This window comes from Streptomyces sp. RK62, from assembly GCF_018070255.1.
Classification (GTDB): Bacteria; Actinomycetota; Actinomycetes; order Streptomycetales; family Streptomycetaceae; genus Streptomyces; species Streptomyces nigra.
On record NZ_JAGPYD010000001.1, the window covers coordinates 706,518 to 727,498 of the forward strand.

The following is a 20,981-nucleotide window of genomic DNA, read 5'->3' on the forward strand; positions in this document are numbered from 1 at the left end:
GGTCAGCCGGTGCCGGACGTGGTCCCCGCGGTGTCGAGGGCGGCGTCCGGTGTCGGATGCGGAGGCAGCAGCTTGGACAGGCCGGTGATCCGCAGGACACGCAGGATCAGCGGCTGGGTGCACACCAGGTGCAGCCGGCCGCCGTGGTCGAGCACCCGGCTGCGGGCCCGGTAGAGCAGGCGCAGCCCGGAGCAGTCGAAGAAGTCCACGCTCCGCAGGTCGATCACGAGGCGCATGTCCGGGTCCGACGTCACCCGGTCCAGGTAGGGGCCGATCTCCTCGGCCGCGGCGATGTCGATCTCGCCGAGCAGCTCCAGGACCAGATGGTCCCGGTGGCGGTGGGCGCGCAGATACCGGCTGAACGGCGCAGGTTCCTGCCGCACGACCACATCGCCTCCAACCCGATCCCCTGCCGCGGGTGCCCAAGTCCGGCCTCCGCACTGCAAGTTACCCTCGATCGAGCGAATCTGAGCATGTTCGATTGACATATGTCTTTGATTTGCGACACAAGTTGCGCCGGATGACCGACCCGGCACGGGGCCCGTGCACAGCGCACCGCCCGTCCGGCACCCGTCGGTTCACGGGCGCCGGTCGGGCGGTCGGTGCTGGGGCCGGGCGGGTCAGTCGACGGTCAGGACCAGCTTGCCCGTCGTGCGGCCCTTCTCTCCGAGCGCGTGCGCCTCGGCGGCGGCGGAGAGCGGGAACGTCCGCTCGATCGTGGCCCGCAGCCGGCCCTGCTCGATCAGTTCCACGAGGGAGCGCAGGTCGGCGCGGTCCGCGTCGACGAGCATCCGGACGGCCCGCACCCCGAGTCGCTCGGCCTCCTGGGGGAACTCGTCCGACCCGACCGGGATGATCGAGACGACGACGCCGCCCGGCCGCAGCACGCGCAGCGAGCGCACGGCGGTCTCGCCGCCGAGGGTGTCCAGGACGACGTCGACGTCCTTCACGGCCTCGGCGAAGTCGGTCTCCCGGTAGTCGATCACCTCGTCGGCGCCGATCTCCCGCAGAAAGCCGTGCTTGCCGGCGCTCGCCGTGCCGATCACGTACGCGCCGCGGGCCTTGGCGATCTGCACGGCCGCATGGCCGACCCCGCCGGCCGCCGCGTGGATCAGCACACGCTGACCGGGGCGCAGCTCCGCGTGCTCGACCAGCGCCTGCCAGGCGGTGAGGGAGACCAGCGGCAGCGCGCCCGCCTGCGTGTGGTCGATCACGGACGGCTTGTGCGTCAGCGCCCGGACCGGCGCGATCACATACTCGGCGTGCGAGCCGTGCCCGTACGGATACGGCAGCATCCCGAAGACCTCGTCGCCCGGCCGGAACGCGGCGACGCCGATCCCGGTCGCCTCCACCACGCCGGAGACGTCCCAGCCCAGGACGAAGGGCGGGTCGCCGAGGAAGCCCCCGGTCGCCCGGTGCTTCCAGTCGGTCGGGTTGACGCCGGCGGCGCGCACCCGGACCAGGACCTGGTTGGGACCCGGCGCCGGCCGCTCAAGGCGTACCTCCTCAAGGGCCTCGGGGCCGCCGAGGACGTTCTGGCTGATGGCTCGCATCGTGTGCTCTGTGCTCATGGTCCCTCAGCCTGCCCGGACCGGGCGCTCCGGAAAATGGCACGATTGCCAACCTTCGATATGATCGTGCCATGACTGTGCGACGGGCCCCTTCCGGGGTCGAGCGGGTGGTGGTCCTGGCGCTGGACGGCGTCTACCCCTTCGAGCTGGGCATCCCCAGCCGGATCTTCGGCGCCGCCGACGGCCGCTACGAGGTGCTGACCTGCAGCGTCGACGGCCGCCCTGTGCGCAGCAACGCCGACTTCACCATCGGGGTGGAGCACGGCCCGGAGATCCTCGCCACGGCCGACACCGTGGTCGTCGCCTCCATGGCCACGCAGTACATCCCCACCGAACTGTCCGCCGAGCTCGCCGGCGCGCTCGCCCTGATTCGCCCGGACGCGCGCATCGTCTCGATCTGCACGGCCGCCTTCGTCCTGGCCGCCGCCGGACTCCTCGACGGACGCAGGGCCACCACCCACTGGCAGGTCACCGAGCCGTTCCGCCGGATGTACCCGCGGGTCGAGGTCGACCCGGACGTGCTGTTCGTCGACGACGGCCGCGTCCTCACCTCGGCCGGCGCCGCCTCCGGCGTCGACGTCTGCCTGCACATCGTGCGCACCGACCACGGCAGCGAACTGGCCAACGCGGTCGCCCGGCGCTGTGTCGTACCGCCCTTCCGCGACGGCGGACAGGCCCAGTACATCGAGCAGCCGGTCCCCGAGAGCGGGGCCGCGAGCACCGCCGCGACCCGCGCCTGGGCCCTGGAGCGCCTGGACGAGCCGCTCACCCTGACCGACCTCGCCCGGCACGCCCGGATGAGCCGGCGCACCTTCGCCCGCCGCTTCGGCGACGAGGTGGGCCTCAGCCCCGGCCGCTGGCTGATCCAGCAGCGCGTGGCGCGCGCCCGCCACCTCCTGGAGTCCACCGACCTCGCGGTCGACCAGATCGCCGCGCGGGTCGGCTTCGCCACCGGCGCCTCGCTGCGCCAGCATCTGCACGCCGCCATCGGGGTCTCCCCGCAGGCGTACCGACGTACCTTCCAGACGGCCACCCTCCGCTGACGTGCCGGCACGGACTGAAACCGCCCCGGCGGGTCAGACGTAGGACAGAGGGCGGCGGGCAGACCGCGCCCCGGATCCTTCGGAGGAGCCATGCCGCTGGTGAAAGCCGGCTACGTCGTGCTCGACTGCGCCGAGCCGGAGAAACTCGCCGTGTTCTACAAGGAGTTGCTGGAGGGCGAGCAGACCGACGCCACCGCCAACCGGGTGGAGATCCAGGGTGCCGACGGCACCCGGCTGGCGTTCCGCCGCGACATGAACGCCACCCCGCCGAGCTGGCCCCGCCCCGAGAACTCCCTCCAGGCGCACCTGGACTTCGTGGTGGAGGACCTGGACGAGGCGGAGCGCCGGATCGTCGGCCTCGGGGGCCGGCCCGTGGAGGCGAAGGACGCGCCGGGACCGTACGAGGAGCGCGGCTTCTCCGACCCGGCCGGCCACTCCTTCACCCTGCGCCGCACGCCGGGCACGGCGCCCAAGCAGGGCTGAGGCCCCCGACAGGGTCGAGGGCCCCCCGGTCGGACCCCCGGGGGCGCGACCCCGTCGGCCGTCAGTCGCGTCCGCCCTTCTCGCCGGACGGCCAGACGCCGGTGGAGCGTTCGACGGCCTTGGCGCCGGCGCGGTCCGCGAGGCTGCGGGCCATCGCGAACAGGGCACCCTGGACCGCAGCGGCGAGCAGGATCTCCCCCCAGCCGCGGTCCTGGTCCAGGGCGTCCGGCGCATCCTCCTCGTGCCGGAGCGCCATCCACGTCTTGCGGAAGGCGAGGCCCGCCATCCAGCCGGTGCCCCAGCCCAGTGCGAACCCCAGCGGTTTGTAGGCGAGGGGGAGCTTCGCCTTCTTCTTCTTGCCCATGTGCCTGTGCCTCCTTCGTCGTTCAGGGACGCGCGTGCGCCGGTACCCGCTCGGCCTCGGGAACCGGTCCGGGCGGTGTCCCGTCGCCGAACGGCCTCCCGCCCAGTTCCGCGCGGTGGTGCTCGGTCAGCCAGCCCGACAGGTCCGGCCCCACGGGGACGATGCCGGTCGGGTTGATCCCGGTGTGGACCTGGTAGTAGTGCCGTTTGATGTGGTCGAAGTCGACGGTGTCGCCGAACCCCGGGGTCTGGTAGAGATCACGGACGTACGCCCACAGCACCTGGTTCTCCGTCAGCTTCCAGCGGTTGCACTTGAAGTGACCGTGATAGACGGCGTCGAAACGGACCAGTGTGGTGAAGAGCCGGATGTCCGCCTCCGTGATCGTGTCCCCGACCAGGTACCGCTGCCCCGACAGCCGCTCCGTCAGCAGGTCCAGCCGCCGGAAGAGCCGGTGGTACGCCCGCTCGTACTCCTCCTGCCCGGTGGCGAAGCCCGCCCGGTAGACGCCGTTGTTGACGTCCTCGTACACCTCGGCCGTCACCTGGTCGATCTCGTCGCGCAGCGGCTCCGGGTACAGGTCGGGCGCGCCCTCGCGGTGCAGGTCCGTCCACTCCGTCGCCAGGTCGAGCGTGATCCGCTGGTAGTCGTTGGTCACCAGCTCGCCGCTGGGCACGTCCACGATCGCGGGGACGCTGACACCGCCCGGGTAGTCGGTCTCCCGGCGGTCGTACGCCTCGCTGAGGAAGCGTATGCCGAGCACCGGGTCGCGGCCGTCGGGGTCCAGCGTGAACCGCCAGCTCCGGTCGTCCTGGACCGGGTCGGCGACCGCCAGCGGCAGGGCCTTCTCCAGTCCCAGCAGCCGCCGCGAGACCAGCGCCCTGCTCGCCCAGGGGCAGGCGCGGCTGACGACCAGCCGGTACCGGCCCGCCTCGACCGGCCATCCGTCCCGGCCGTCCCTCGTGATCCGGTCCGTGAAGTGCGCCCTGGACCGCTGGAACGCCTTCCGGCCGTAGGCGGTGTTTCCCCCGCCGCTCATGATCGCTCCCTTCCGCAGGCCGCCCGGTCCGAGGCCGGGTTCCTCCGTTCACGTCCGCCATGCGGCGGGCCGCCCGAACGCCCGGGCTCCCACCGAGTCCCCCGTATTCGGCCGACTGCACGGTGTGGACGGGTCGGGCCGGGGCAGTCGCCGATAGGTGAGCAGCAATACGGACACCCGGAAATCCGACCGAAGGACCAGGATCACGGTCATCGTGGCCCTGGTCGCCAACCTCGTCATCGCCGTCGCCAAGGCCGTCGGCGGGCTCCTCGCCCACTCGCCCGCCCTGCTGTCGGAGGCGGCGCACTCCGTGGCGGACAGCCTCAACGAGGTGTTCCTGCTCGCCGCGCTGCGCCGCAGCCGGCGCCCCGCGGACGCCCGGCACCCCTTCGGCTACGGCAAGGAGCGGTTCTTCTGGTCGCTGCTCGCGGCCGTCGGGATCTTCGTGATGGGCGGCTGCTTCTCGGTCTACCAGGGCGTGGAGGCGCTGCGCGGCGGCTCCGAGGAGTCGTTCGGCGGCTATGTGGCGGGCATGATCGTCCTCGGTGTCGCCTTCCTCGCCGAGGGCGTGTCGCTGGTACGGGCGCTGCACCAGGTGCGCAAGCAGGGCGGCCTCGCCGACGGGATGCGCGACCCGGCGCTGCGCACGGTCGTCGCCGAGGACGGCACGGCCGTGGTCGGCGTGACCCTCGCCTTCGCCGGCATGGCGCTGCATATGGCCACCGGGCAGGTGGTGTGGGAGGCCTCCGCCTCGATGGCGATCGGCGCGCTGCTCGTCTTCGTCGCCTACCGGCTGGGGCGCGAGGCCCGCGACCAGCTGATCGGCGAGGCGGCCGACCCGGAGGCGGCCGCCCGGATCTGCGCCCTGCTGGAGGCACAGCCCGAGATCGACAGCGTCGAGGCGCTGTTCACGATGAAGACGGGGCTGGAGAGCGCGCTGGTGGCGGCGCGGATCGACCTCGTGCCGGGCCTGGACAGCGAACGGGTCGAGGAGGTCGCCGTACGGATCAAGCGGTCCATCGGCCACACGATCGCCGAGGCGGACCAGATCTTCCTCGACATCACCGAGCGGTCGGCGCGCGAGGCACAAGGAAGCCCCGCCGCGACGGGGGAACGCGGCGGGGCCTGACGACCGTGTGCCCGGCCCGCGCCGGTTCATACGCCCGGCCCGGAGAAAATCTCCGGGCCGTGCTCACTTCCCGTCGAACGGCTCCAGGACGAACACCGGGATCTCCCGGTCCGTCTTCTTCTGGTAGTCCGCGTACGGCGGGTAGGCGGCGACGGCCCGCTCCCACCACTCGGCCCTCTCGGCGCCCGTGACCTCACGGGCCCTCATGTCCTGCTTCACCGGGCCGTCCTGGAGCTCGACATGCGGCTCGGCCTTCACGTTGTGGTACCAGACCGGGTGCGTCGGCGCCCCGCCCTGCGAGGCGACCACGGCGTAGCGGCCCTCGTGCTCGACGCGCATCAGGGGCGTCTTGCGGATCTTGCCGCTCTTGGCGCCACGGGTCGTGAGCACGATGACGGGCAGCCCGGTGTCCATGAGCGTGGTGCCCTCGGTACCGCCGGAACGCTCGTACAACTCCACCTGGTCGCGAACCCACTTGCTGGGGCTGGGCTCGTATTCGCCCTCGAGAGGCATGACATCCATCCCATCGTCGGATACGTGGAACTGAACACTCCCTGCAACAGTCGCACAGCCACCGGTCATCCGGCCCCGGACCCGCCGTCTACACCGCCATCCGCACGGCCAGCGCCAGGATCACCGCGCTCGACAGCAGCGCGGTCACCAGCCGCCCCCGGTGCCCGGTCAGCACCCGGCCGAGCAGGGCGCCGCCCCCGGCGAGCAGGACCTGCCAGCTCGCCGACGCGGCGAACGCGGCCAGCACGAACACGCCCTGGGCGGTCACCGGCACGGTGTCCGCCGTCCGGGTGCCGAGCACCAGGGCCGTGAAGTAGACGACCGTGGCCGGGTTCAGCAGGGTGATGCCCAGGAGCGCCAGATAGGCGCGGCCCGGACCGGGCGGCGGGGGAGCGGACCGGGTGGCGAGCCGCTGAGCCCGGTAGTGGCGTACGGCGGTGACGGCGCCCCACACGGCGAGCACCGCCAGCACCACGGCCGAGGCCCAGCGCAGCGGCACCGCGAACGGCCGCAGGGCGTCCGCGAGCGCGGAGCCGCCGACGGTGGCCAGCAGGGCGTAGAGCCCGTCCGCCGTGGCGACGCCGAGGGCGGCGCAGACACCGGTGCGCAGGGACGTACGGGCCGTCAGGGAGACGAGATAGGTCGCGACCGCGCCGACGGGTACGGCGATGCCGTAGCCGGCCAGCAGGCCCGCGACGAGCGCGGCGGTCACGACGTGGGAGGCGTCGGTCCCCACGGTCGGCCGGGCTGCTGCTGGGACCGCACCGGAAGGACGGCGGCGGACGTCAGCGGCAGGAAGGCGGTGTTCTTCGGCATGGCCGGATTCTGCTGGCGCCGCCCGGCCGGCGACAAGCCAATTTCCCCGGGGCCCGTGCGCGCGGCGTTCCCCGTGCCTTTTGGGCGAAGCCTTGTGCGATCGTCCCCGGCCAGTTTTGCGGTGCCGCCTGTTCTGGCCGAACTTCACGTCGTCCTTTAGGTGCCCCGGGCATCTAATGAAGATCCGCACGCCGCACCCTTCGTCTGCGAGGTCTTTTCATGACGGACATGACGGAAACCCCCACCGTCGCCTTTCCCCAGAGCCGGACCTGTCCGTACCACCCGCCCGCCGCCTACGCCCCGCTGCGCGACACCCGCCCGCTGGCCCGCGCCCGTCTCTACGACGGCCGCCTCGTCTGGACGGTCACCGGTCACGGCCTCGCCCGCACCCTGCTCGCCGACCCCCGCCTCTCGACCGACCCCACCCGGCCGGAGTTCCCCGCCACCACGGAGCGCATCGCCCGGATCCGGCGCCGCCGGACCGCCCTGCTGGGTGTCGACGACCCCGAACACCGCGTCCAGCGGCGCATGATGGTCCCCAGCTTCACCCTCCAGCGCGCCAACGCGCTGCGCCCCCGGATCCAGCGGGTCGTCGACGAACGCCTCGACGCGATGATCGCCGGCGGCCCGCCCGCCGATCTCGTCACCGCGTTCGCGCTGCCGGTGCCGTCCATGGTGATCTGCGCCCTGCTCGGCGTGCCCTACGAGGACCACGACTTCTTCGAGGAGCAGTCACGCCGGCTGCTGCGCGGCCCGACGGCCGAGGACTCCATGGACGCCCGCGCCCGTATGGAGGCCTACTTCGACGAGCTGATCGACCGCAAGCAGCGGCAGGACGCGCCCGGTGACGGCGTCCTGGACGAACTCGTCCACCAGCGCCTGGCCGAGGGCGAGCTGGACCGCGAGGGGCTCATCGCCATGGCGATCATCCTGCTCGTCGCCGGTCACGAGACGACCGCCAACATGATCTCGCTCGGCACCTTCACGCTGCTCGGGCACCCCGAGCGGCTGGCCGAGCTGCGCGCCGACCCGGACCTGGTGCCCGCGGCCGTCGAGGAGCTGCTGCGCATGCTGTCCATCGCGGACGGCCTGCTGCGCGTCGCCGTCGAGGACATCGAGGTGGCCGGGGAGACGATCCGCGCGGGCGACGGCGTCATCTTCTCGACGTCGGTCATCAACCGGGACGAGGCCGTCTACCCCGAACCCGACACCCTGGACCTGCACCGCCCGGCCCGGCACCACGTCGCCTTCGGGTTCGGCATCCACCAGTGCCTCGGGCAGAACCTGGCCCGCGCCGAGATGGAGATCGCCCTGCGCACCCTGTTCGGCCGCCTGCCCGGACTGCGTCTGGCGGTCCCCCCGGAGGAAATCCCGTTCAAACCCGGCGACACGATCCAGGGGATGCTGGAACTCCCCGTGACCTGGTAAGAGGCTCCGGTCATGCACAACGAAACGCATGAGACACACGAGACCACCGCGGGCGCGGCCTCCGGGACCCGTATCGACATCGACCACGACCTCTGCGTCGGCGCCGGGCAGTGCGCCCTGGTCGCCCCGTCCGTCTTCACCCAGGACGACGACGGCTTCAGCGAGCTGATCCCCGGCCGCGAGGACGGTGCCGGCGACCCGATGGTCCGGGAGGCCGTCCGCGCCTGCCCGGTCAGCGCCATCACCGTGACGGAGGCGGTCGGCTGACGGCCCCTCGGACGGGCCCGGCGGGCCGTTGAGTAGGGTGCCCGGATGACCGAACGGACGCAGGCCGGACGGACGCCGGCCGGAGAAGCCGGGAAGCCCGGGAAGCCCGGGAAGCCCTTCCTCTACGTCGTCGTCTGCGCCGCGGGCATCGCGGCCGAGGTGGACAAGCTGGTCGGTGCCGCGCTGGAGCGGGACTGGGAGGTCGGGGTCATCGCGACCCCGGCCGCCCTGAACGGCTTCTTCGACACCACCGCCGTCGAGACCCTGACGGGCCGGCCGATCCGCTCCGCCTGGCGCACCCCGGCCGACCCCCGCCCGTTCCCGCCGCCGGACGCCGTCGCCGTCGCGCCGGCCACCTTCAACACGATCAACAAGTGGGCGGCGGGGATCGCCGACACCCTGGCCCTGGGCACCCTGTGCGAGGCGTCCGGCCTGGGCGTTCCCGTCGCCGTCCTGCCCTGCGTCGCCGACGCGCTGGCCGCCCATCCGGCCTACCGGGACAGCCTGGAGCGGCTGCGCGGCATGGGGGTGCGCATCGGGGAGCCGTACACCGGCGAGCCCGGCCCGGACGGCGTACGGGCCGAGTTCGGATGGGAGCGGGCGCTGGACCTGCTGACGGGACCCGGGGCGCCGTAGGCTCGCCGGGTAACCCCTTCCCGACGGCAGGAGCAGCAACGATGCAGTACGTGAAGCTCGGTTCGACGGGCCTGGACGTGTCGCGGATCTGTCTGGGCTGCATGACCTACGGGATCCCGGACCGAGGCGCGCACGAGTGGACCCTCGACGAGGAGGCGTCGCGGCCGCTGATCCGTCAGGCGCTGGACGCCGGGATCAATTTCTTCGACACCGCCAACGTCTACTCCGACGGCACCAGCGAGGAGATCGTCGGCAAGGCGCTGCGCGACTTCGCGCGCCGGGACGAGATCGTCCTCGCGACGAAGGTCCACGGCCGGATGCACGCCGGGCCGAACGGCGCCGGGCTCTCCCGCAAGGCGATCATGACCGAGATCGACCACAGCCTCGCCCGCCTCGGCACGGACCACGTCGACCTCTACCAGATCCACCGCTTCGACCCGCACACCCCGGTCGAGGAGACGATGGAGGCGCTGCACGACCTGGTGAAGGCGGGCAAGGTCCGCTACATCGGCGCCAGTTCGATGTACGCCTGGCAGTTCTCCAAGATGCAGTACACCGCCGAGCGTCACGGCTGGACGAAGTTCGTGTCCATGCAGAACCACTACAACCTCCTCTACCGCGAGGAGGAGCGCGAGATGCTGCCGCTCTGCGCGGACCAGGGGGTCGGTGTGCTGCCGTGGAGCCCGCTGGCCCGCGGCCGGCTCACCCGGGACTGGGGGACCGCCACCGACCGCAGCACCCACGACGAGTTCGGCAGCCGGCTCTACGCCGACAGCGACCGGGTCGTCGTCGAGGCCGTCACCCGGGTCGCGAACGAGCGCGGTGTGCCACGCGCCCAGGTGGCCCTCGCCTGGCTGCTGCACCAGGACACGGTGACGGCGCCCATCGTCGGCGCGGCCCGCCCCGGGCACCTGGAGGACGCGGTCGCCGCCGTCGAACTGGAGCTCAGCGACAAGGAGTTGGCGGCGCTCCGGGAGCCGTACACGCCCCATCCGGTCATCGGGCACTGAGCAGGGCTCGCGGACGGGTCGCCCAGCCGGGCCTCGCAATGGTTGGCACCCCTGTTGTGAAGGCCCGGTGAAGGCGCCTTCGTCCGCATGACCAGCGGAAAATACCGTGCCGCGGCGGTTCAATGGTTTGCGATGAAGTCGGCGGAGTGTCGTGTGAATCCGTTTTCCCATTGCTTCGCCGATAGCCCGCAATGCGGATGACTCGTCTATTGACAATACGTCGAACACCGACGGTCACGGGCCCGGTGCACAATAAGTGGAGCGGCTTGTTCTCAGTCCCTGACCTGTGCAAAGGTGTGCCTCGCTCCTTTATGCCTCGCGCTTCACCAGAGCCGCACCCGGAGCATACCCATTGGTATGGACCTATCAAGCCGCAGTGCCCTCCGGAGGAATGCCCCCGTGCATGACGCAGGCCTGTCGAATCCACCAGGCGCCGCCCGCTTCTTTGAAGTGACGGACGCTCAACTGAGCGCCGAACTCAAGAAGTGGACGGGAGCGGCACCGGCGCTCCACCCGGTCGGTGAACTCCTCGACCGGCACTGGGAGGCGGGTTTCGCCTACGCACGGCTGTGCACCGCCGACACCCGTTCCGCGGGCATGCTGACCACGGCGGCGTTCACCCGCCTGTTCGGCGAGACCCTGCGGCAGACCGGGCCGACGGCCGCCTGGCGCCCCCAACTCCTCGTCACCGTCGGCCGGATCGCCACCGAATGGGACGCCGACCACCGGCGCGAACTCCTCCACCCCGGACTGCGCACCGGAGCCGACGGCACCGGCGCCGCCGACCGGCTGCTGCCGCCGGTGAACCGCCGTCTGCTCTCCGAGGCCTTCCTGCGGCTGCCCCAGGCGGCCCGCTGCCTCCTCTGGCACACCGAGGTCGAGGCCGAGCCGGCGTCCGTACCCGCCGCGCTCCTAGGCATGGACCCGGAGACGGGACGCCTGGAGCTGGAACGCGCCCGTGACCGGCTGCGCGAGGAACTGCTCCAGGTCCACCGCGAACTCGCCCCCGAGCATGAGTGCCGCCAGTACCTGCGGATGCTCGACGTCACCTACCGGCGCGGCGGCGTCGACGTCGACCCCGATCTGCGCGCCCATCTGCACCGCTGCGCGCACTGCAGCGACACCGCCGCCCAACTGGACCTCTTCAACGGCGGACTGGGCATCGCCCTCGCCGAGTCCGTGCTCGGCTGGGGCGCGCGGGCCTATCTGATCGCCCGCGTGAGCCCGGGCGCGCAGCCCTCCGCGTCCATGCCGGACGCGGGCATGATCGCCGGCGAGTCCTTCTTCGCCGACACCGGCGCCGCGGCCTCCGCCGCCCGCCCCCACCCCTCGGCCTTCGCCTCCGTGGCGCCGACGGATCACGCCGGTGCGCCCGGACCTCGCTCCGGCCGCCGCGCCGCCCGCCGGTCCGGCGCGCGCCGCGAGGGCACAGGGCCCGCGAGCCGCGGCGCCCGCGCCCGCACCGGCCGCGTGGCCCTGAAGGTGGCCCGCCGGGCCGCCCGGCGGCGCAATCTGTCGGCGGCCGTCGCGACCGTCAGCGCCCTGGTCGTCCTGCCCCTGGTGATCTGGTCCGCGGCCGGCTCGGACGGCGGCACCGACGACACCACCGTGCCCACCGCCGGTCAACGGCAGCCCTCCGGCACCCCGAGCCCCGAGAAGAACACCCCCAGCCGCAACCCGTCCTGGGCGGGCGCCGCCGAGGCGGCCGAGGGCGATCTGCGGGGCCGGCTCCACAACATCGGCTCCGGGCTCTGCGTCGGCGTCGTGGGCGGCCGGGCCGTCGAGGGCGCGGAGACCGAACTGACCACCTGCGCCCCCGGTACCGCCCAGCAGTGGACGTACGAGACGGACGGGTTGATACGCAGCGGCGCCGACCCCGACCTGTGCCTCGACTCGCACCTCGGCTACTCGGTCCGGCTCGCCCCCTGCGCGGGCGCCGGCTCGGCGGACGGCGACGACATCCGCTACGACTTCACCCTCCAGGGCAGCCTGGTGCCGCGCTTCGACCAGGAACTGGCCCTCAGCCCCGCGGCCACCGACGGCTCCGGCGCCCTGGTCCTCAAGAGCCGCGACGACGACAGCGACGCCCAGCACTGGGCCGTCGACACCGCGCGCACCACCTCCGCGCTGGAGACGGTCACCTGGGCCCCGGAGACCGGCCGGAGCGCCACCCCCGCGCCGCCCGCCTCGCCCACCCCCTCCGCACCCCCGTCCAGCGAGGGGTCCGCGAGGAAGGCGAACGGGAACGGGAACGGCGGGGCGCGGGGCGGCGGCCACGGACACGGCGGCGGCCACCGCTGAACCCCGCGATCAGCCGCCGGTGCCCGGCTGAAGGATCGTCAGGAAGACGCTGGACTCGTTGCCGCCCACCGGCACCTCGCCCGCCGTCCACGGGATCCGCAGCGGGTCCCGCTCGTCCGGTGGCGTCACCAGCAGTTCCTTCGGCAACGCCGTACGGGCGCCGCTGATCTCGGGGCTGGCGAAGGTCAGTCCGGCCCAGGCACTGGCACCGGGCGCGAGCGTGACCGGCGCCGGGGTGTCGGGGGAGCGCCTCGGATCAGGGCCGAGCTGCCTGCCGTCGGCGTCCACGAACGCGGCGCCCGGATAGCCGCGCACGGTGCAGGTGCGGTCGGCCCGGTTGGTCAGCACGATCGGGAAGTTGCGCTGCCCGGCCCCCGGGCTGAGGCGGCCCAGGCGGGCCCGCAGGTCGGAGGTGTGACAGCGGGGCGCGGCGGCGCCCGACTGGGTCACCGGGCTCTCCGTGTCGGGGGTGCCGGGTGTGATGGTGCCCGCCGTGGCCGCCGGGCCCGTGCCGTCGGCCGTGCCCGGCGGGGTCGTGGTCGCGCCCTCGGTAGTGCCGGACGGCGTCCGGGTCGGCCCCGGGTCCGACGGGCCGCCGCCGTCCGAGCACGCGGCGAGCACGCACAGCAGCGCGGCGGCGGTCACCGGGAGAGCGGCGCGGCGCCCCGGACGGCCGCGGGTCGGGTGGGGGGATTTCGATGCACGTCGCATTGCTCCCATGTCAGAGAGGCATCCCCGTTTTCCCGGGGCCTAGTCACGTCCGAGTCACGTCCTGGGGGCGCGGAGTCACATACTGGGGATGGGCTCACGTCTCGCCGAGGAGCCCGATCTCCGCCCAGATCGTCTTGCCGTCCGCGGTGTGCCGGCTGCCCCAGCGCTGGGTGAGCTGGGCGACCAGCAGCAGCCCCCGCCCGCCCTCGTCGTACGTCTTCGCGCGGCGCAGATGCGGGGCGGTGTGGCTGGTGTCGGACACCTCGCAGATCAGGGTCGTGGCGTCGTGGATCAGGCGGAGCCGTATGGGGTGCGTGCCGTAGCGGATCGCGTTGGTGACCAGTTCGCTCACCACCAGTTCGGCGGTGAACGTGGCCTCGGTCAGGTTCCAGCGTTCGATCTGCTCCACGACCTGCTTGCGGATCGGCGCCACCAGCGCCGGGTCGGAGGGGATGTCCCAGGTCGCCACGCGGGACGCCGGCAGCCCCTGGGTGCGCGCCACCAGCAGCGCCACGTCGTCGGCGACCCCGCCCGGCGGAAGCAGGGTGTGCAGGACGCGGTCGCAGGTCTCGTCGAGGGAATGGGAGGACGCCGCGAGGGCCTGGCAGAGCAGCGCGTGGCTGGCGTCGATGTCCCGTTCCCGCGTCTCGATCAGGCCGTCGGTGTAGAGCGCGAGGACCGTGCCCTCCCGCAGTTCGACCTCGGCGGACTCGAACGGCAGCCCGCCCAGGCCCAGCGGGGGGCCGGCGGGCAGGTCGATCTCCACGGGCCCCGCGCCGGGCGGGACCATGACGGGCGAGGGATGCCCGGCGCGGGCGAGCGTGCAGCGCCGCGACACCGGGTCGTACACGGCGTACAGGCAGGTCGCGCCGACCTCGCCGGAGACCCCGTCGGTGCCGGCCTCCTCCGACAGCCGCACGACCAGGTCGTCGAGGTGGGTGAGAAGCTCGTCCGGCGCCAGGTCGATGTCCGCGAGCGTCCGTACGGCGGTGCGCAGCCGGCCCATCGTCGCCGACGCCTGGATGCCGTGCCCCACGACGTCCCCGACGACCATCGCGACCCGCATCCCGGACAGCGGGATCACGTCGAACCAGTCGCCGCCCACACCGGAGCGCGCCGCCGGCAGATAGCGGGAGGCCGCCTCGAGCGCGGCGGTGCTCGGCAGGCTGCGCGGCAGCAGACTGCGCTGGAGGGCCAGCGCGGTCTCGCGTTCCCGGGAGTAGCGGCGGGCGTTGTCGATGCAGACGGCGGCGCGTGCCGTGACCTCCTCCGCGAGGAGCACGTCGTCCGGGCTGAACGCCTGCCTGTTCGCGAACCGGGACAGCACCGCCACGCCGAGGGTGGTGCCGCGGGCCTGGATGGGCACGGACATCGACGTGTGGATGCCGTACTCCTTGATGCGGTCGGCGCGCTGCGGATCCCAGGAGAGCCACTGGTCGAGGTCGCCCGTCGTGTCCGACGCGACGATGGTGTGGCCCGCGAGCAGCGCGTCGGCCTGCGGCGACGTGGCGGGGTAGTGGTCCAGCTGCCCCGGCTTGACCACGCCGACTCCGCCGCCGTCCGAGTCGATGATCTTGTGCGCGGTCCGCCGCAGGCCGATCGGCGCCACCGGCCGCCCCTCGGGCAGCTCGCCGTGCTCGGCCGGGTCCAGCAGGTCGACGCTGACGAAGTCGGCGAGGGCGGGCACACAGATGTCCGCCAGCTCCTGGGCCGTGGTCGTCACGTCGAGCGTGGTGCCGATGCGCACGCTGGCCTCGTTCACCAGCTGGAGCCGCTTCTGCGCCTGGTGCTGCTCGGTGAAGTCGTGCGCGGCGACCGACACGCCCCGCACCCGGCCCAGGGTGTCCCGGATCGGGGCGATCCGGGCCAGCCAGCTGAGCGTGCGGTCCCCGCCGACCGGCACATACGTCCGTACGGCCGTGCCGCGGCCGGTGGTGAGCACGTGGTGCAGCCGGCCCTCGAGGTCGTTGCCGAGCGCCATGCCCGTCATCTCGTGGGTGCGCAGCCCGCGCACGTTCTCCGCGGGGAGGTCGAGCACCTCGGCCATGACGGAGTTGACGCTGTGCACCCGCAGTCGCTCGTCGTAGATCACCATGGCGCAGGGGGAGTCGAGAAGGGAGACGTCGTCCAGCGGGTCGTCGTGCTTGCGGGTGCCGTCCGGGTCGAGCGGGGTGACGACCAGCCACCGGTCGGGCCCCTCCTGCGGGCAGCGCAGCCGGTGCGCGAGCACCCACACGGGGAGCGTGCCGCCGTCCCGGCGGCGCAGGGTGACGACGCCGTCCCACCGGTCGCGGTCCGGCGCGGCGGTGCCGTCCGCGCCGGCGTCGGCCAGCAGGTTTGCCGCCGGGCGTCCGAGGACCTCGGCGGCCGAGTGGCCCAGGAGGCGTTCCGCCCCCGCGTTCCACTCCACGAGCAGGCCGTCGGCGTCGATGACGGCCCGGGCCGTCGTGGCCTCGTCGACCGGGTGATCCGGGCTCATGGTCGCAGCTCCCACGTGCACACTCACGGTGAACAAGCGTGTCACTCGCGCCCCAGCCTAGGCCCTGTCCGCAGAGTCGCGCCTGCCCGGGGTCGGTCGCCCGGCTCCGGCACTCACCGCGGGTCCTCGCACCGGCCCGCCCCGCCCGGTACCGGCATATGCCAGCTCTGACCTGCGGGGATTTACGGCCGAGTACCCCTGGCGCTACCGTAAGGTCATGCCTGCTCTCAACGTGGAGTTCAGCGATCGTGAGCTCGAGGACCTGCGGCAGATCGCCAAGGAACGCGGCACATCGATGAAGGCGCTCGTACGGGAGGCCGCGGCGGCGGACATAGCCCGGCACCGGGCGCTGCAGGAGGGCGCCGAGGCGTTCCGCACGTTCTTCGCCGCGCACGCCGAGGAGTTCGCCGCCGCCTTCCCCGACGACGAGCCGCCGGCCGGTGGCGCGGGACGGGCCGCCTGATCGATGGCGTCCGTCATCCACATCGACGTGCCCTGGCTCCTTCAGCGACATGAAGAGGTCCTGCCGGACCAGCCCACCGTCAACGACTTCTCCGCGCTCGTCGCCGCCGTCGCCCGGCACCGGGTCGACCCGCCCCGGCTCGGCGTCGACTCCGACCCGGCCTGGCGCGCCGCCGCGCTGCTGCACACCCTCGCCCTGCTCAAGCCGCTGCCCTCGGCCAACGCCCGCTTCGCCTGCGCCTCCGCCGTGGCCTACATGTTCGTCAGCGGCGTCGGCATCGACCCGCCCTACGGCGCCCTGGTCGACCTCGCCCGCGATCTGATGTCCGGTGGGACCGATGTGTACGGCGCGGCCGACCGGCTGCGGTCCTGGCAGATCTGACCCTTTCGCGAGGTCCGTTTTTCCGGGGTCCGCCATCGACGCTTCTGACTTTTATTTCAATCGGGGCTGATGTTGCCCAAGTGCCTTGTTGGGCCTGAGTGCGCTGTGCAAGGGTGAATGCCGTGGGAGTGGAATAGGCCGGGGCTCATGCGTTCCGCGGAGAATCGGTGCGGACGGGCGTCGCGGAATTTCCGCTCCCTCGATCCTGCCGAAGAGGTCCACGGCACGTCGCTCGCTCCCTTTTCGGCGATCGGAACTTCTGTGTCCTGCCGCGCGGGAAGGAATCCGTTCAGTGCCCACCCCCCACCCCCCTCGACCTCCCTATCCGCCACCGGGCGGGGTGCCCGAGGAGTCCGACGAAGGTCTCGCCGCCCGGCTGCGGGGCCGTACGGACGGTGAGGCCGCGCCCTCCGTCGCCCTACTCATGGCGCGGCACTGGGAACCGGTCCACGCCTACGCCGTGATCTGTCTGGCCGCCCCGGCGGGCGTCGCCTCGCACATGGTCACCGCCGCCGCCTTCCACCAGGTGTTCGACCGCCTGGCGTTGGGCGAACCGGCCGCCGCCCTGCGTCCCCGGCTGCTCGTGGCAGTCCGGGACACGGTCCGGCAGTGGTCCGCGGACGAACGAATAACAGGGGTCGTGCCGGAACTGGCCAAACCCTCGGGTGGGCGCGGTATGCGGACCGCGAAGTCCCTGACGCCGGAAAATCGGCGGCTCGCCGACCGGTCATTCCAGGCGCTTCCCGGACTTGCCCGATGTCTGCTCTGGCACACCGAGGTCGAGGCGGAACCGCTGAATGTCCCCGCAGGACTGCTCGGTCTCGATCCCGTTACCGCGAGGGCCGCACTCGAACAGGCGCGAGACAAATTCCGTGAAGGTTGTGTACATGCCCATCGGGAACTCGCGCCCACGAAGGATTGCCGGTTCTACAACCGCCTGCTCGACGTCCCCATTCGCCGGGGCGGCGCCCTGCTCCCGGATGTGGAGGCGCATCTGGCGCAGTGCCGCTACTGCCGTACCGCGGCCGAACAACTGAGCCATTTCGAGGGCGGGCTCGGGGTGCTCATCGCGGAGTCCGTCCTCGGCTGGGGCGCGCGCCGCTATCTGGAGACCCGTCCGGGCCGGGCGCCCTCCCGCACCCGTGGTGGCGCCCGGCACGGCGCGGCCCGCCGCCGGCTGCTCCCGCGTGTCCCCGCGCAGGTCCGCAGACTGGCGGGGCCGCCCCGGTCCACGCGGACGGTGCTCACGGGTGTGGGCGTCGCCTCCGCCGGGCTGTTCGCGCTGCTGCTCGTCGCCGGGCTCCTCACCGACGACGACGGGGTCGACCCCGCGGCCACCGCCACCGCGGGAGGCGCCGGCACCCGGCTCCCGCCCGCAGTGTCCTCCGCGCCGCCCGGTACCGCCCAGCTCCCGAACGTGCCCGCGCGCACCCGGCTGCGCAACGCCGCGGCCGATCTGTGCCTCGGCGTCCAGGGCGAGCCGGGTCCGGGCGCCGGGACCGAACTCGCCGCCTGCTCCGACGACATCGCCCAGAAGTGGTCGTACGACGAGGACGGACGGCTGCGCAGTGCCGCCGACCCCGATCTGTGTCTGGACTCGCGCGCGGACGCCGGGGTGGTGATTCTCGGCCGCTGCGCCCCCGGCGACTCCGGGCGCGCCGAGGACGTGCGCTACGACCTGACCGTGCGCGGAGAGGTGCTGCCCCGTTGGGACGAACGGCTCGCCCTGGCGGCGGCCGCTCCCGACACGGGCGCCGACATCGTCGTCAAGGTCCGTGACCGCTCGAACGCCCAGCGCTGGCTGACGGACCCGCCGGCCTCGCCGACACCGGGCACCCTGTCCAGCGCGGCGGTGGGGCCGCCGGGGGCCCGGTCGGTGGGACGGGGGAACGGGGACGCCTAGGGTGCCCCGTCGACGGCGTCGCGTGGGGTGGCGCCCGCGAGGAAGTCGGTCACATTGCGGACGGCCGCGAGGGCGATGCGGACCATCGTCTCGCGGGTGACGCCGCCGACGTGCGGGGAGAGCACCACGTTCGGGGCGCGGAGCAACCGCAGGGCCGGGGTGGGCGGTTCGGGGTCGAAGACGTCGATGCCCGCCCCGGCGAGGGCGCCCCGCTCCAGTGCCTCCGCGAGGGCGTCCTGGTCGATCAGGCCGCCCCGCGCGGTGTTGATCACGAACGCCGACTGCTTCAGCAGCGCGAGACGCCGGGCGTCCAGCAGGTGCCGGGTCTCCTCGGTGAGCGGGGCGTGCAGGGAGACGTAGTCGGAGATCCGGCACAGCTCGTCGAGCGGCACATGCCGGGCCCCGCCCGCCACTGCCTCCGCCTCGGGCGCGGCCCGCCTGCGCCCGGCGTACACCACGTCCATGTCGAACGCGGCGGCGCGCCGGGCGACCTGACGTCCGATCTGGCCGAGGCCCACGATGCCGAGGGTCTTGCCCGACAGCTCGGTGAGCGAGCCCTGGAGGCGGGGGAGGGCCCACTCGGCCTCCACGAGCGCCAGGTGGCCGGGGACCAGCTGCTTGGCCAGGGCCAGCATCAGGGCGAAGGTCTGCTCGGCGACGTTCTGCGCCTCGGCGCCGCTGGAGCCGATCGTGCACACCGGGATGCCGCGCTCCCGGGCCGCCGCCACGTCGACGTAGTCGAAGCCGTGGCTGGCGCACTGCACCAGCTCCAAGTCCGGTGCTGCCGCGAGGTGTTCGGCGGTCACCGGGGCCAGCGCGGTGATGACGACCTGGGCGCGGCGCAGCGCGGCCGGGTCCTCGTCGGCCGCCTCGACGACGGTGACGTGCGCGTCGCCGGGCAGCAGCGCGGCGAGACCGGCGCCGACGCCCCGGCCGCCGACATGCGGCGGGACGACGGCGAGGACCTCGCGGGCGGCGCTCATACGGCGCTCTCCACGAGGTCGCCGGGACCGACCGTGCCGGGGCCGGCGTGCCCGGACAGGGCGAGGGTGAGGTCGAGTTCGGCGAGGAGGCAGCGGATGACGTGCTCGACGCCCGCCTGTCCGTCGAGGCCGAGCCCGTACGCGTACGGCCGTCCGACGAGGACCGCCCGCGCGCCGAGGGCGAGGGCCTTGAAGATGTCGTCGCCGGTGCGCACGCCGCTGTCGAACAGCACCGTCAGCCGGTCACCGACCGCCTCGACGACGCCGGGCAGGGCGTCCGCCGCGCCGATGGAGCCTGCGACCTGGCGTCCGCCGTGGTTGGACACGATGACCCCGTCCATGCCGGCGTCGGCGGCCGCGCGGGCGTCGTCCGGGTGCAGGATGCCCTTCAGGATGATCGGGCCGTCCCAGTTATCCCGCAGGAACGCCAGGTCGGGCCAGGTCTTCGCGGGGTCGGAGAACATGCCGACGAAATGCATGACGGCGGCGTTCGGGTCCTCGTGCACGGGTTTGGCCAGACCGGCCTGGAAGGCGGGGTCGGAGAAGTAATTGGCCGTGCCGACGCCGTGCAGGAACGGCAGATACGCCTGGTCGAGGTCGCGGGGCCGCCAGGCGAGCATCGGGGTGTCCAGGGTGACGACGAGCGCGCTGTACCCGGCGGCCTTGGCGCGGCTCAGGAAGCTGCGCGCCACCTCCGGGTCCTTCGGCCAGTACAGCTGGAACCAGCGTTCGGCGTCGCCCATCGCCTCCGCCACCTGCTCCAGCGGGGTGCTGGAGGCGGAGGACAGGATGAAGGGCACGCCCCGCGCGGCGGCGGCCCGGGCGGCGGCGCTCTCGGCGTCCGGGTGCATGATCGACAGCACGCCGATCGGGGCCAGCGCCAGCGGGGCGGGCAGGGTCCGGCCCAGCACCTCGACGGACAGGTCGCGTTCGTGCACGTCGCGCAGCATGCGCGGGACGATCCGGCGGCGGTCCAGGGCCGCCCGGTTGGCGCGGGCGGTGCTGCCGGCGCCGGCGCTGCCCGCCACGTAGCCCACGGGGCCGGGGCCGAGTCGCCGCTCGGTCAGCTCCTCCAGCCGGGTGAGATCGGTGGGCAGCCGGGGCACCGCCCCTGACATGCCGTTGAGATAGATCTCGTACTGGAAGTCGGCCCAGTGTCCGCCCATGCCTTCGACCCGCCTCTCGTCGCTGAGACCGCGCTGTAGGCAGACCATACCGACCGGTAGGCCAGCGGGGGAGCGGGGGGCGCGCACCGGCGCGCGGGGTCGGATCGCGTCCACGGGGCCCTCCGGTCCTCCACCGGAGGCCCCCAACCGGAATGTTTCAGGCCTATTAATGACCCCCCGGTAATCGGCCATCGGGGGACTTCGACCGATCAAGAATGGCCACGTTCCGGCATTGGAACGTTCGAACACCGTTACTTCGCGCCACTGATTCAATACGCAAGGTTACTGAAACACGTGG

At 72.9% G+C, this 20,981-nt stretch carries 21 protein-coding genes; 11 read left to right on the forward strand and 10 right to left on the reverse strand.

The genetic code is table 11. From position 1 onward, the window contains the following. Window positions 1–2: 2 nt before the first annotated feature. The gene (locus tag KBY32_RS03125) at window positions 3–383 is read right to left on the reverse strand and encodes an anti-sigma factor antagonist (RefSeq protein ID WP_234350705.1); all 381 of its coding nucleotides are present in this window, start codon (window positions 381–383) and stop codon (window positions 3–5) included. Window positions 384–620: 237 nt separating this feature from the next. After that, the gene (locus KBY32_RS03130; RefSeq protein WP_210978755.1) at window positions 621–1,571 is read right to left on the reverse strand and encodes an NADP-dependent oxidoreductase; all 951 of its coding nucleotides are present in this window, start codon (window positions 1,569–1,571) and stop codon (window positions 621–623) included. A gap of 71 nt (window positions 1,572–1,642) precedes the next feature. Here KBY32_RS03130 and KBY32_RS03135 point away from each other — a divergent pair, with 71 nt between their 5' ends. Next, a complete protein-coding gene (locus tag KBY32_RS03135) occupies window positions 1,643–2,614 on the forward strand; it encodes a GlxA family transcriptional regulator (RefSeq protein ID WP_210978756.1) in 972 nt (323 codons plus the stop codon). A 90-nt stretch (window positions 2,615–2,704) separates the two neighbouring features. Beyond that, the gene (locus tag KBY32_RS03140; protein ID WP_055618844.1) at window positions 2,705–3,097 is read left to right on the forward strand and encodes a VOC family protein; all 393 of its coding nucleotides are present in this window, start codon (window positions 2,705–2,707) and stop codon (window positions 3,095–3,097) included. A gap of 61 nt (window positions 3,098–3,158) precedes the next feature. On the opposite strand, the gene KBY32_RS03145 is transcribed toward KBY32_RS03140, so the two are convergent. Both KBY32_RS03145 and KBY32_RS03150 read right to left on the reverse strand, forming a co-directional pair. Further along, window positions 3,159–3,461: a DUF4235 domain-containing protein gene (locus KBY32_RS03145; protein WP_055618843.1), complete on the reverse strand. Its 303-nt coding sequence runs from the start codon at window positions 3,459–3,461 to the stop codon at window positions 3,159–3,161. Window positions 3,462–3,483: 22 nt separating this feature from the next. Beyond that, window positions 3,484–4,497, reverse strand: coding sequence for a glutathione S-transferase family protein (locus KBY32_RS03150; protein ID WP_210978757.1), 1,014 nt, complete (start codon window positions 4,495–4,497; stop codon window positions 3,484–3,486). A 157-nt stretch (window positions 4,498–4,654) separates the two neighbouring features. Here KBY32_RS03150 and KBY32_RS03155 point away from each other — a divergent pair, with 157 nt between their 5' ends. Continuing rightward, on the forward strand, window positions 4,655–5,626 hold the full coding sequence (locus KBY32_RS03155) for a cation diffusion facilitator family transporter (RefSeq protein ID WP_210978758.1): 972 nt from the start codon (window positions 4,655–4,657) through the stop codon (window positions 5,624–5,626). A 63-nt stretch (window positions 5,627–5,689) separates the two neighbouring features. Here KBY32_RS03155 and KBY32_RS03160 read toward each other — a convergent pair whose 3' ends face one another. Both KBY32_RS03160 and KBY32_RS03165 read right to left on the reverse strand, forming a co-directional pair. Beyond that, complete coding sequence (locus KBY32_RS03160) at window positions 5,690–6,139, reverse strand: nitroreductase family deazaflavin-dependent oxidoreductase (protein ID WP_115507297.1); 450 nt, start codon at window positions 6,137–6,139, stop codon at window positions 5,690–5,692. Between the two features lie 88 nt (window positions 6,140–6,227). Next, window positions 6,228–6,851: a LysE family transporter gene (locus KBY32_RS03165; RefSeq protein WP_210978882.1), complete on the reverse strand. Its 624-nt coding sequence runs from the start codon at window positions 6,849–6,851 to the stop codon at window positions 6,228–6,230. A gap of 323 nt (window positions 6,852–7,174) precedes the next feature. On the opposite strand from KBY32_RS03165, the gene KBY32_RS03170 reads away from it, so the two are divergent. From KBY32_RS03170 to KBY32_RS03190, 5 genes are all read left to right on the forward strand, one after another. Then, entirely contained in the window at window positions 7,175–8,383 is a 1,209-nt protein-coding gene (locus tag KBY32_RS03170) for a cytochrome P450 (RefSeq protein WP_210978759.1), read from the forward strand. Between the two features lie 12 nt (window positions 8,384–8,395). Beyond that, entirely contained in the window at window positions 8,396–8,650 is a 255-nt protein-coding gene (locus KBY32_RS03175) for a ferredoxin (protein ID WP_210978760.1), read from the forward strand. Window positions 8,651–8,695: 45 nt separating this feature from the next. Continuing rightward, window positions 8,696–9,286: a flavoprotein gene (locus KBY32_RS03180; RefSeq protein ID WP_210978761.1), complete on the forward strand. Its 591-nt coding sequence runs from the start codon at window positions 8,696–8,698 to the stop codon at window positions 9,284–9,286. Between the two features lie 41 nt (window positions 9,287–9,327). Beyond that, window positions 9,328–10,296 carry an aldo/keto reductase gene (locus tag KBY32_RS03185; protein ID WP_210978762.1) on the forward strand — a complete coding sequence of 323 codons (969 nt, stop codon included), beginning with the start codon at window positions 9,328–9,330 and terminating at the stop codon, window positions 10,294–10,296. Between the two features lie 357 nt (window positions 10,297–10,653). Further along, complete coding sequence (locus tag KBY32_RS03190; protein WP_210978763.1) at window positions 10,654–12,597, forward strand: RICIN domain-containing protein; 1,944 nt, start codon at window positions 10,654–10,656, stop codon at window positions 12,595–12,597. A 9-nt stretch (window positions 12,598–12,606) separates the two neighbouring features. Here the strand turns inward: KBY32_RS03190 and KBY32_RS03195 are convergent, their stop codons facing one another. Both KBY32_RS03195 and KBY32_RS03200 read right to left on the reverse strand, forming a co-directional pair. Beyond that, the gene (locus KBY32_RS03195; protein WP_210978764.1) at window positions 12,607–13,308 is read right to left on the reverse strand and encodes a DUF4232 domain-containing protein; all 702 of its coding nucleotides are present in this window, start codon (window positions 13,306–13,308) and stop codon (window positions 12,607–12,609) included. Window positions 13,309–13,402: 94 nt separating this feature from the next. Further along, window positions 13,403–15,787, reverse strand: coding sequence for a SpoIIE family protein phosphatase (locus KBY32_RS03200; RefSeq protein WP_210978765.1), 2,385 nt, complete (start codon window positions 15,785–15,787; stop codon window positions 13,403–13,405). A 217-nt stretch (window positions 15,788–16,004) separates the two neighbouring features. Here KBY32_RS03200 and KBY32_RS03205 point away from each other — a divergent pair, with 217 nt between their 5' ends. From KBY32_RS03205 to KBY32_RS03215, 3 genes are all read left to right on the forward strand, one after another. Next, the gene (locus KBY32_RS03205) at window positions 16,005–16,250 is read left to right on the forward strand and encodes a hypothetical protein (protein ID WP_055624477.1); all 246 of its coding nucleotides are present in this window, start codon (window positions 16,005–16,007) and stop codon (window positions 16,248–16,250) included. Between the two features lie 3 nt (window positions 16,251–16,253). Then, entirely contained in the window at window positions 16,254–16,631 is a 378-nt protein-coding gene (locus tag KBY32_RS03210) for a toxin Doc (protein WP_210978766.1), read from the forward strand. A 292-nt stretch (window positions 16,632–16,923) separates the two neighbouring features. Further along, window positions 16,924–18,534, forward strand: a complete 1,611-nt coding sequence (locus KBY32_RS03215; protein ID WP_210978767.1) for an RICIN domain-containing protein — start codon at window positions 16,924–16,926, stop codon at window positions 18,532–18,534. Here KBY32_RS03215 and KBY32_RS03220 read toward each other — a convergent pair. Continuing rightward, window positions 18,531–19,517, reverse strand: a complete 987-nt coding sequence (locus KBY32_RS03220; RefSeq protein ID WP_210978768.1) for a 2-hydroxyacid dehydrogenase — start codon at window positions 19,515–19,517, stop codon at window positions 18,531–18,533. The genes KBY32_RS03215 and KBY32_RS03220 overlap by 4 nt on opposite strands. Beyond that, window positions 19,514–20,683: a lactate 2-monooxygenase gene (locus KBY32_RS03225; RefSeq protein ID WP_210978769.1), complete on the reverse strand. Its 1,170-nt coding sequence runs from the start codon at window positions 20,681–20,683 to the stop codon at window positions 19,514–19,516. The genes KBY32_RS03220 and KBY32_RS03225 overlap by 4 nt, the downstream gene beginning before the upstream one ends. Window positions 20,684–20,981: the final 298 nt, after the last annotated feature.

Excerpts from the sequence above, each read along its gene's own strand:
- KBY32_RS03195 (WP_210978764.1), bottom strand. The coding sequence starts at position 13,308 with ATGCGACGTGCATCGAAATCCCCCCACCCGACCCGCGGCCGTCCGGGG.
- KBY32_RS03160 (WP_115507297.1), bottom strand. The coding sequence starts at position 6,139 with ATGCCTCTCGAGGGCGAATACGAGCCCAGCCCCAGCAAGTGGGTTCGC.
- KBY32_RS03135 (WP_210978756.1), top strand. The coding sequence starts at position 1,643 with ATGACTGTGCGACGGGCCCCTTCCGGGGTCGAGCGGGTGGTGGTCCTG.
- KBY32_RS03180 (WP_210978761.1), top strand. The coding sequence starts at position 8,696 with ATGACCGAACGGACGCAGGCCGGACGGACGCCGGCCGGAGAAGCCGGG.
- KBY32_RS03225 (WP_210978769.1), bottom strand. The coding sequence starts at position 20,683 with ATGGGCGGACACTGGGCCGACTTCCAGTACGAGATCTATCTCAACGGC.
- KBY32_RS03205 (WP_055624477.1), top strand. The coding sequence starts at position 16,005 with ATGCCTGCTCTCAACGTGGAGTTCAGCGATCGTGAGCTCGAGGACCTG.
- KBY32_RS03220 (WP_210978768.1), bottom strand. The coding sequence starts at position 19,517 with ATGAGCGCCGCCCGCGAGGTCCTCGCCGTCGTCCCGCCGCATGTCGGC.
- KBY32_RS03170 (WP_210978759.1), top strand. The coding sequence starts at position 7,175 with ATGACGGACATGACGGAAACCCCCACCGTCGCCTTTCCCCAGAGCCGG.
- KBY32_RS03175 (WP_210978760.1), top strand. The coding sequence starts at position 8,396 with ATGCACAACGAAACGCATGAGACACACGAGACCACCGCGGGCGCGGCC.
- KBY32_RS03140 (WP_055618844.1), top strand. The coding sequence starts at position 2,705 with ATGCCGCTGGTGAAAGCCGGCTACGTCGTGCTCGACTGCGCCGAGCCG.
- KBY32_RS03210 (WP_210978766.1), top strand. The coding sequence starts at position 16,254 with ATGGCGTCCGTCATCCACATCGACGTGCCCTGGCTCCTTCAGCGACAT.
- KBY32_RS03145 (WP_055618843.1), bottom strand. The coding sequence starts at position 3,461 with ATGGGCAAGAAGAAGAAGGCGAAGCTCCCCCTCGCCTACAAACCGCTG.
- KBY32_RS03185 (WP_210978762.1), top strand. The coding sequence starts at position 9,328 with ATGCAGTACGTGAAGCTCGGTTCGACGGGCCTGGACGTGTCGCGGATC.
- KBY32_RS03200 (WP_210978765.1), bottom strand. The coding sequence starts at position 15,787 with ATGAGCCCGGATCACCCGGTCGACGAGGCCACGACGGCCCGGGCCGTC.
- KBY32_RS03130 (WP_210978755.1), bottom strand. The coding sequence starts at position 1,571 with ATGAGCACAGAGCACACGATGCGAGCCATCAGCCAGAACGTCCTCGGC.
- KBY32_RS03190 (WP_210978763.1), top strand. The coding sequence starts at position 10,654 with ATGGACCTATCAAGCCGCAGTGCCCTCCGGAGGAATGCCCCCGTGCAT.
- KBY32_RS03150 (WP_210978757.1), bottom strand. The coding sequence starts at position 4,497 with ATGAGCGGCGGGGGAAACACCGCCTACGGCCGGAAGGCGTTCCAGCGG.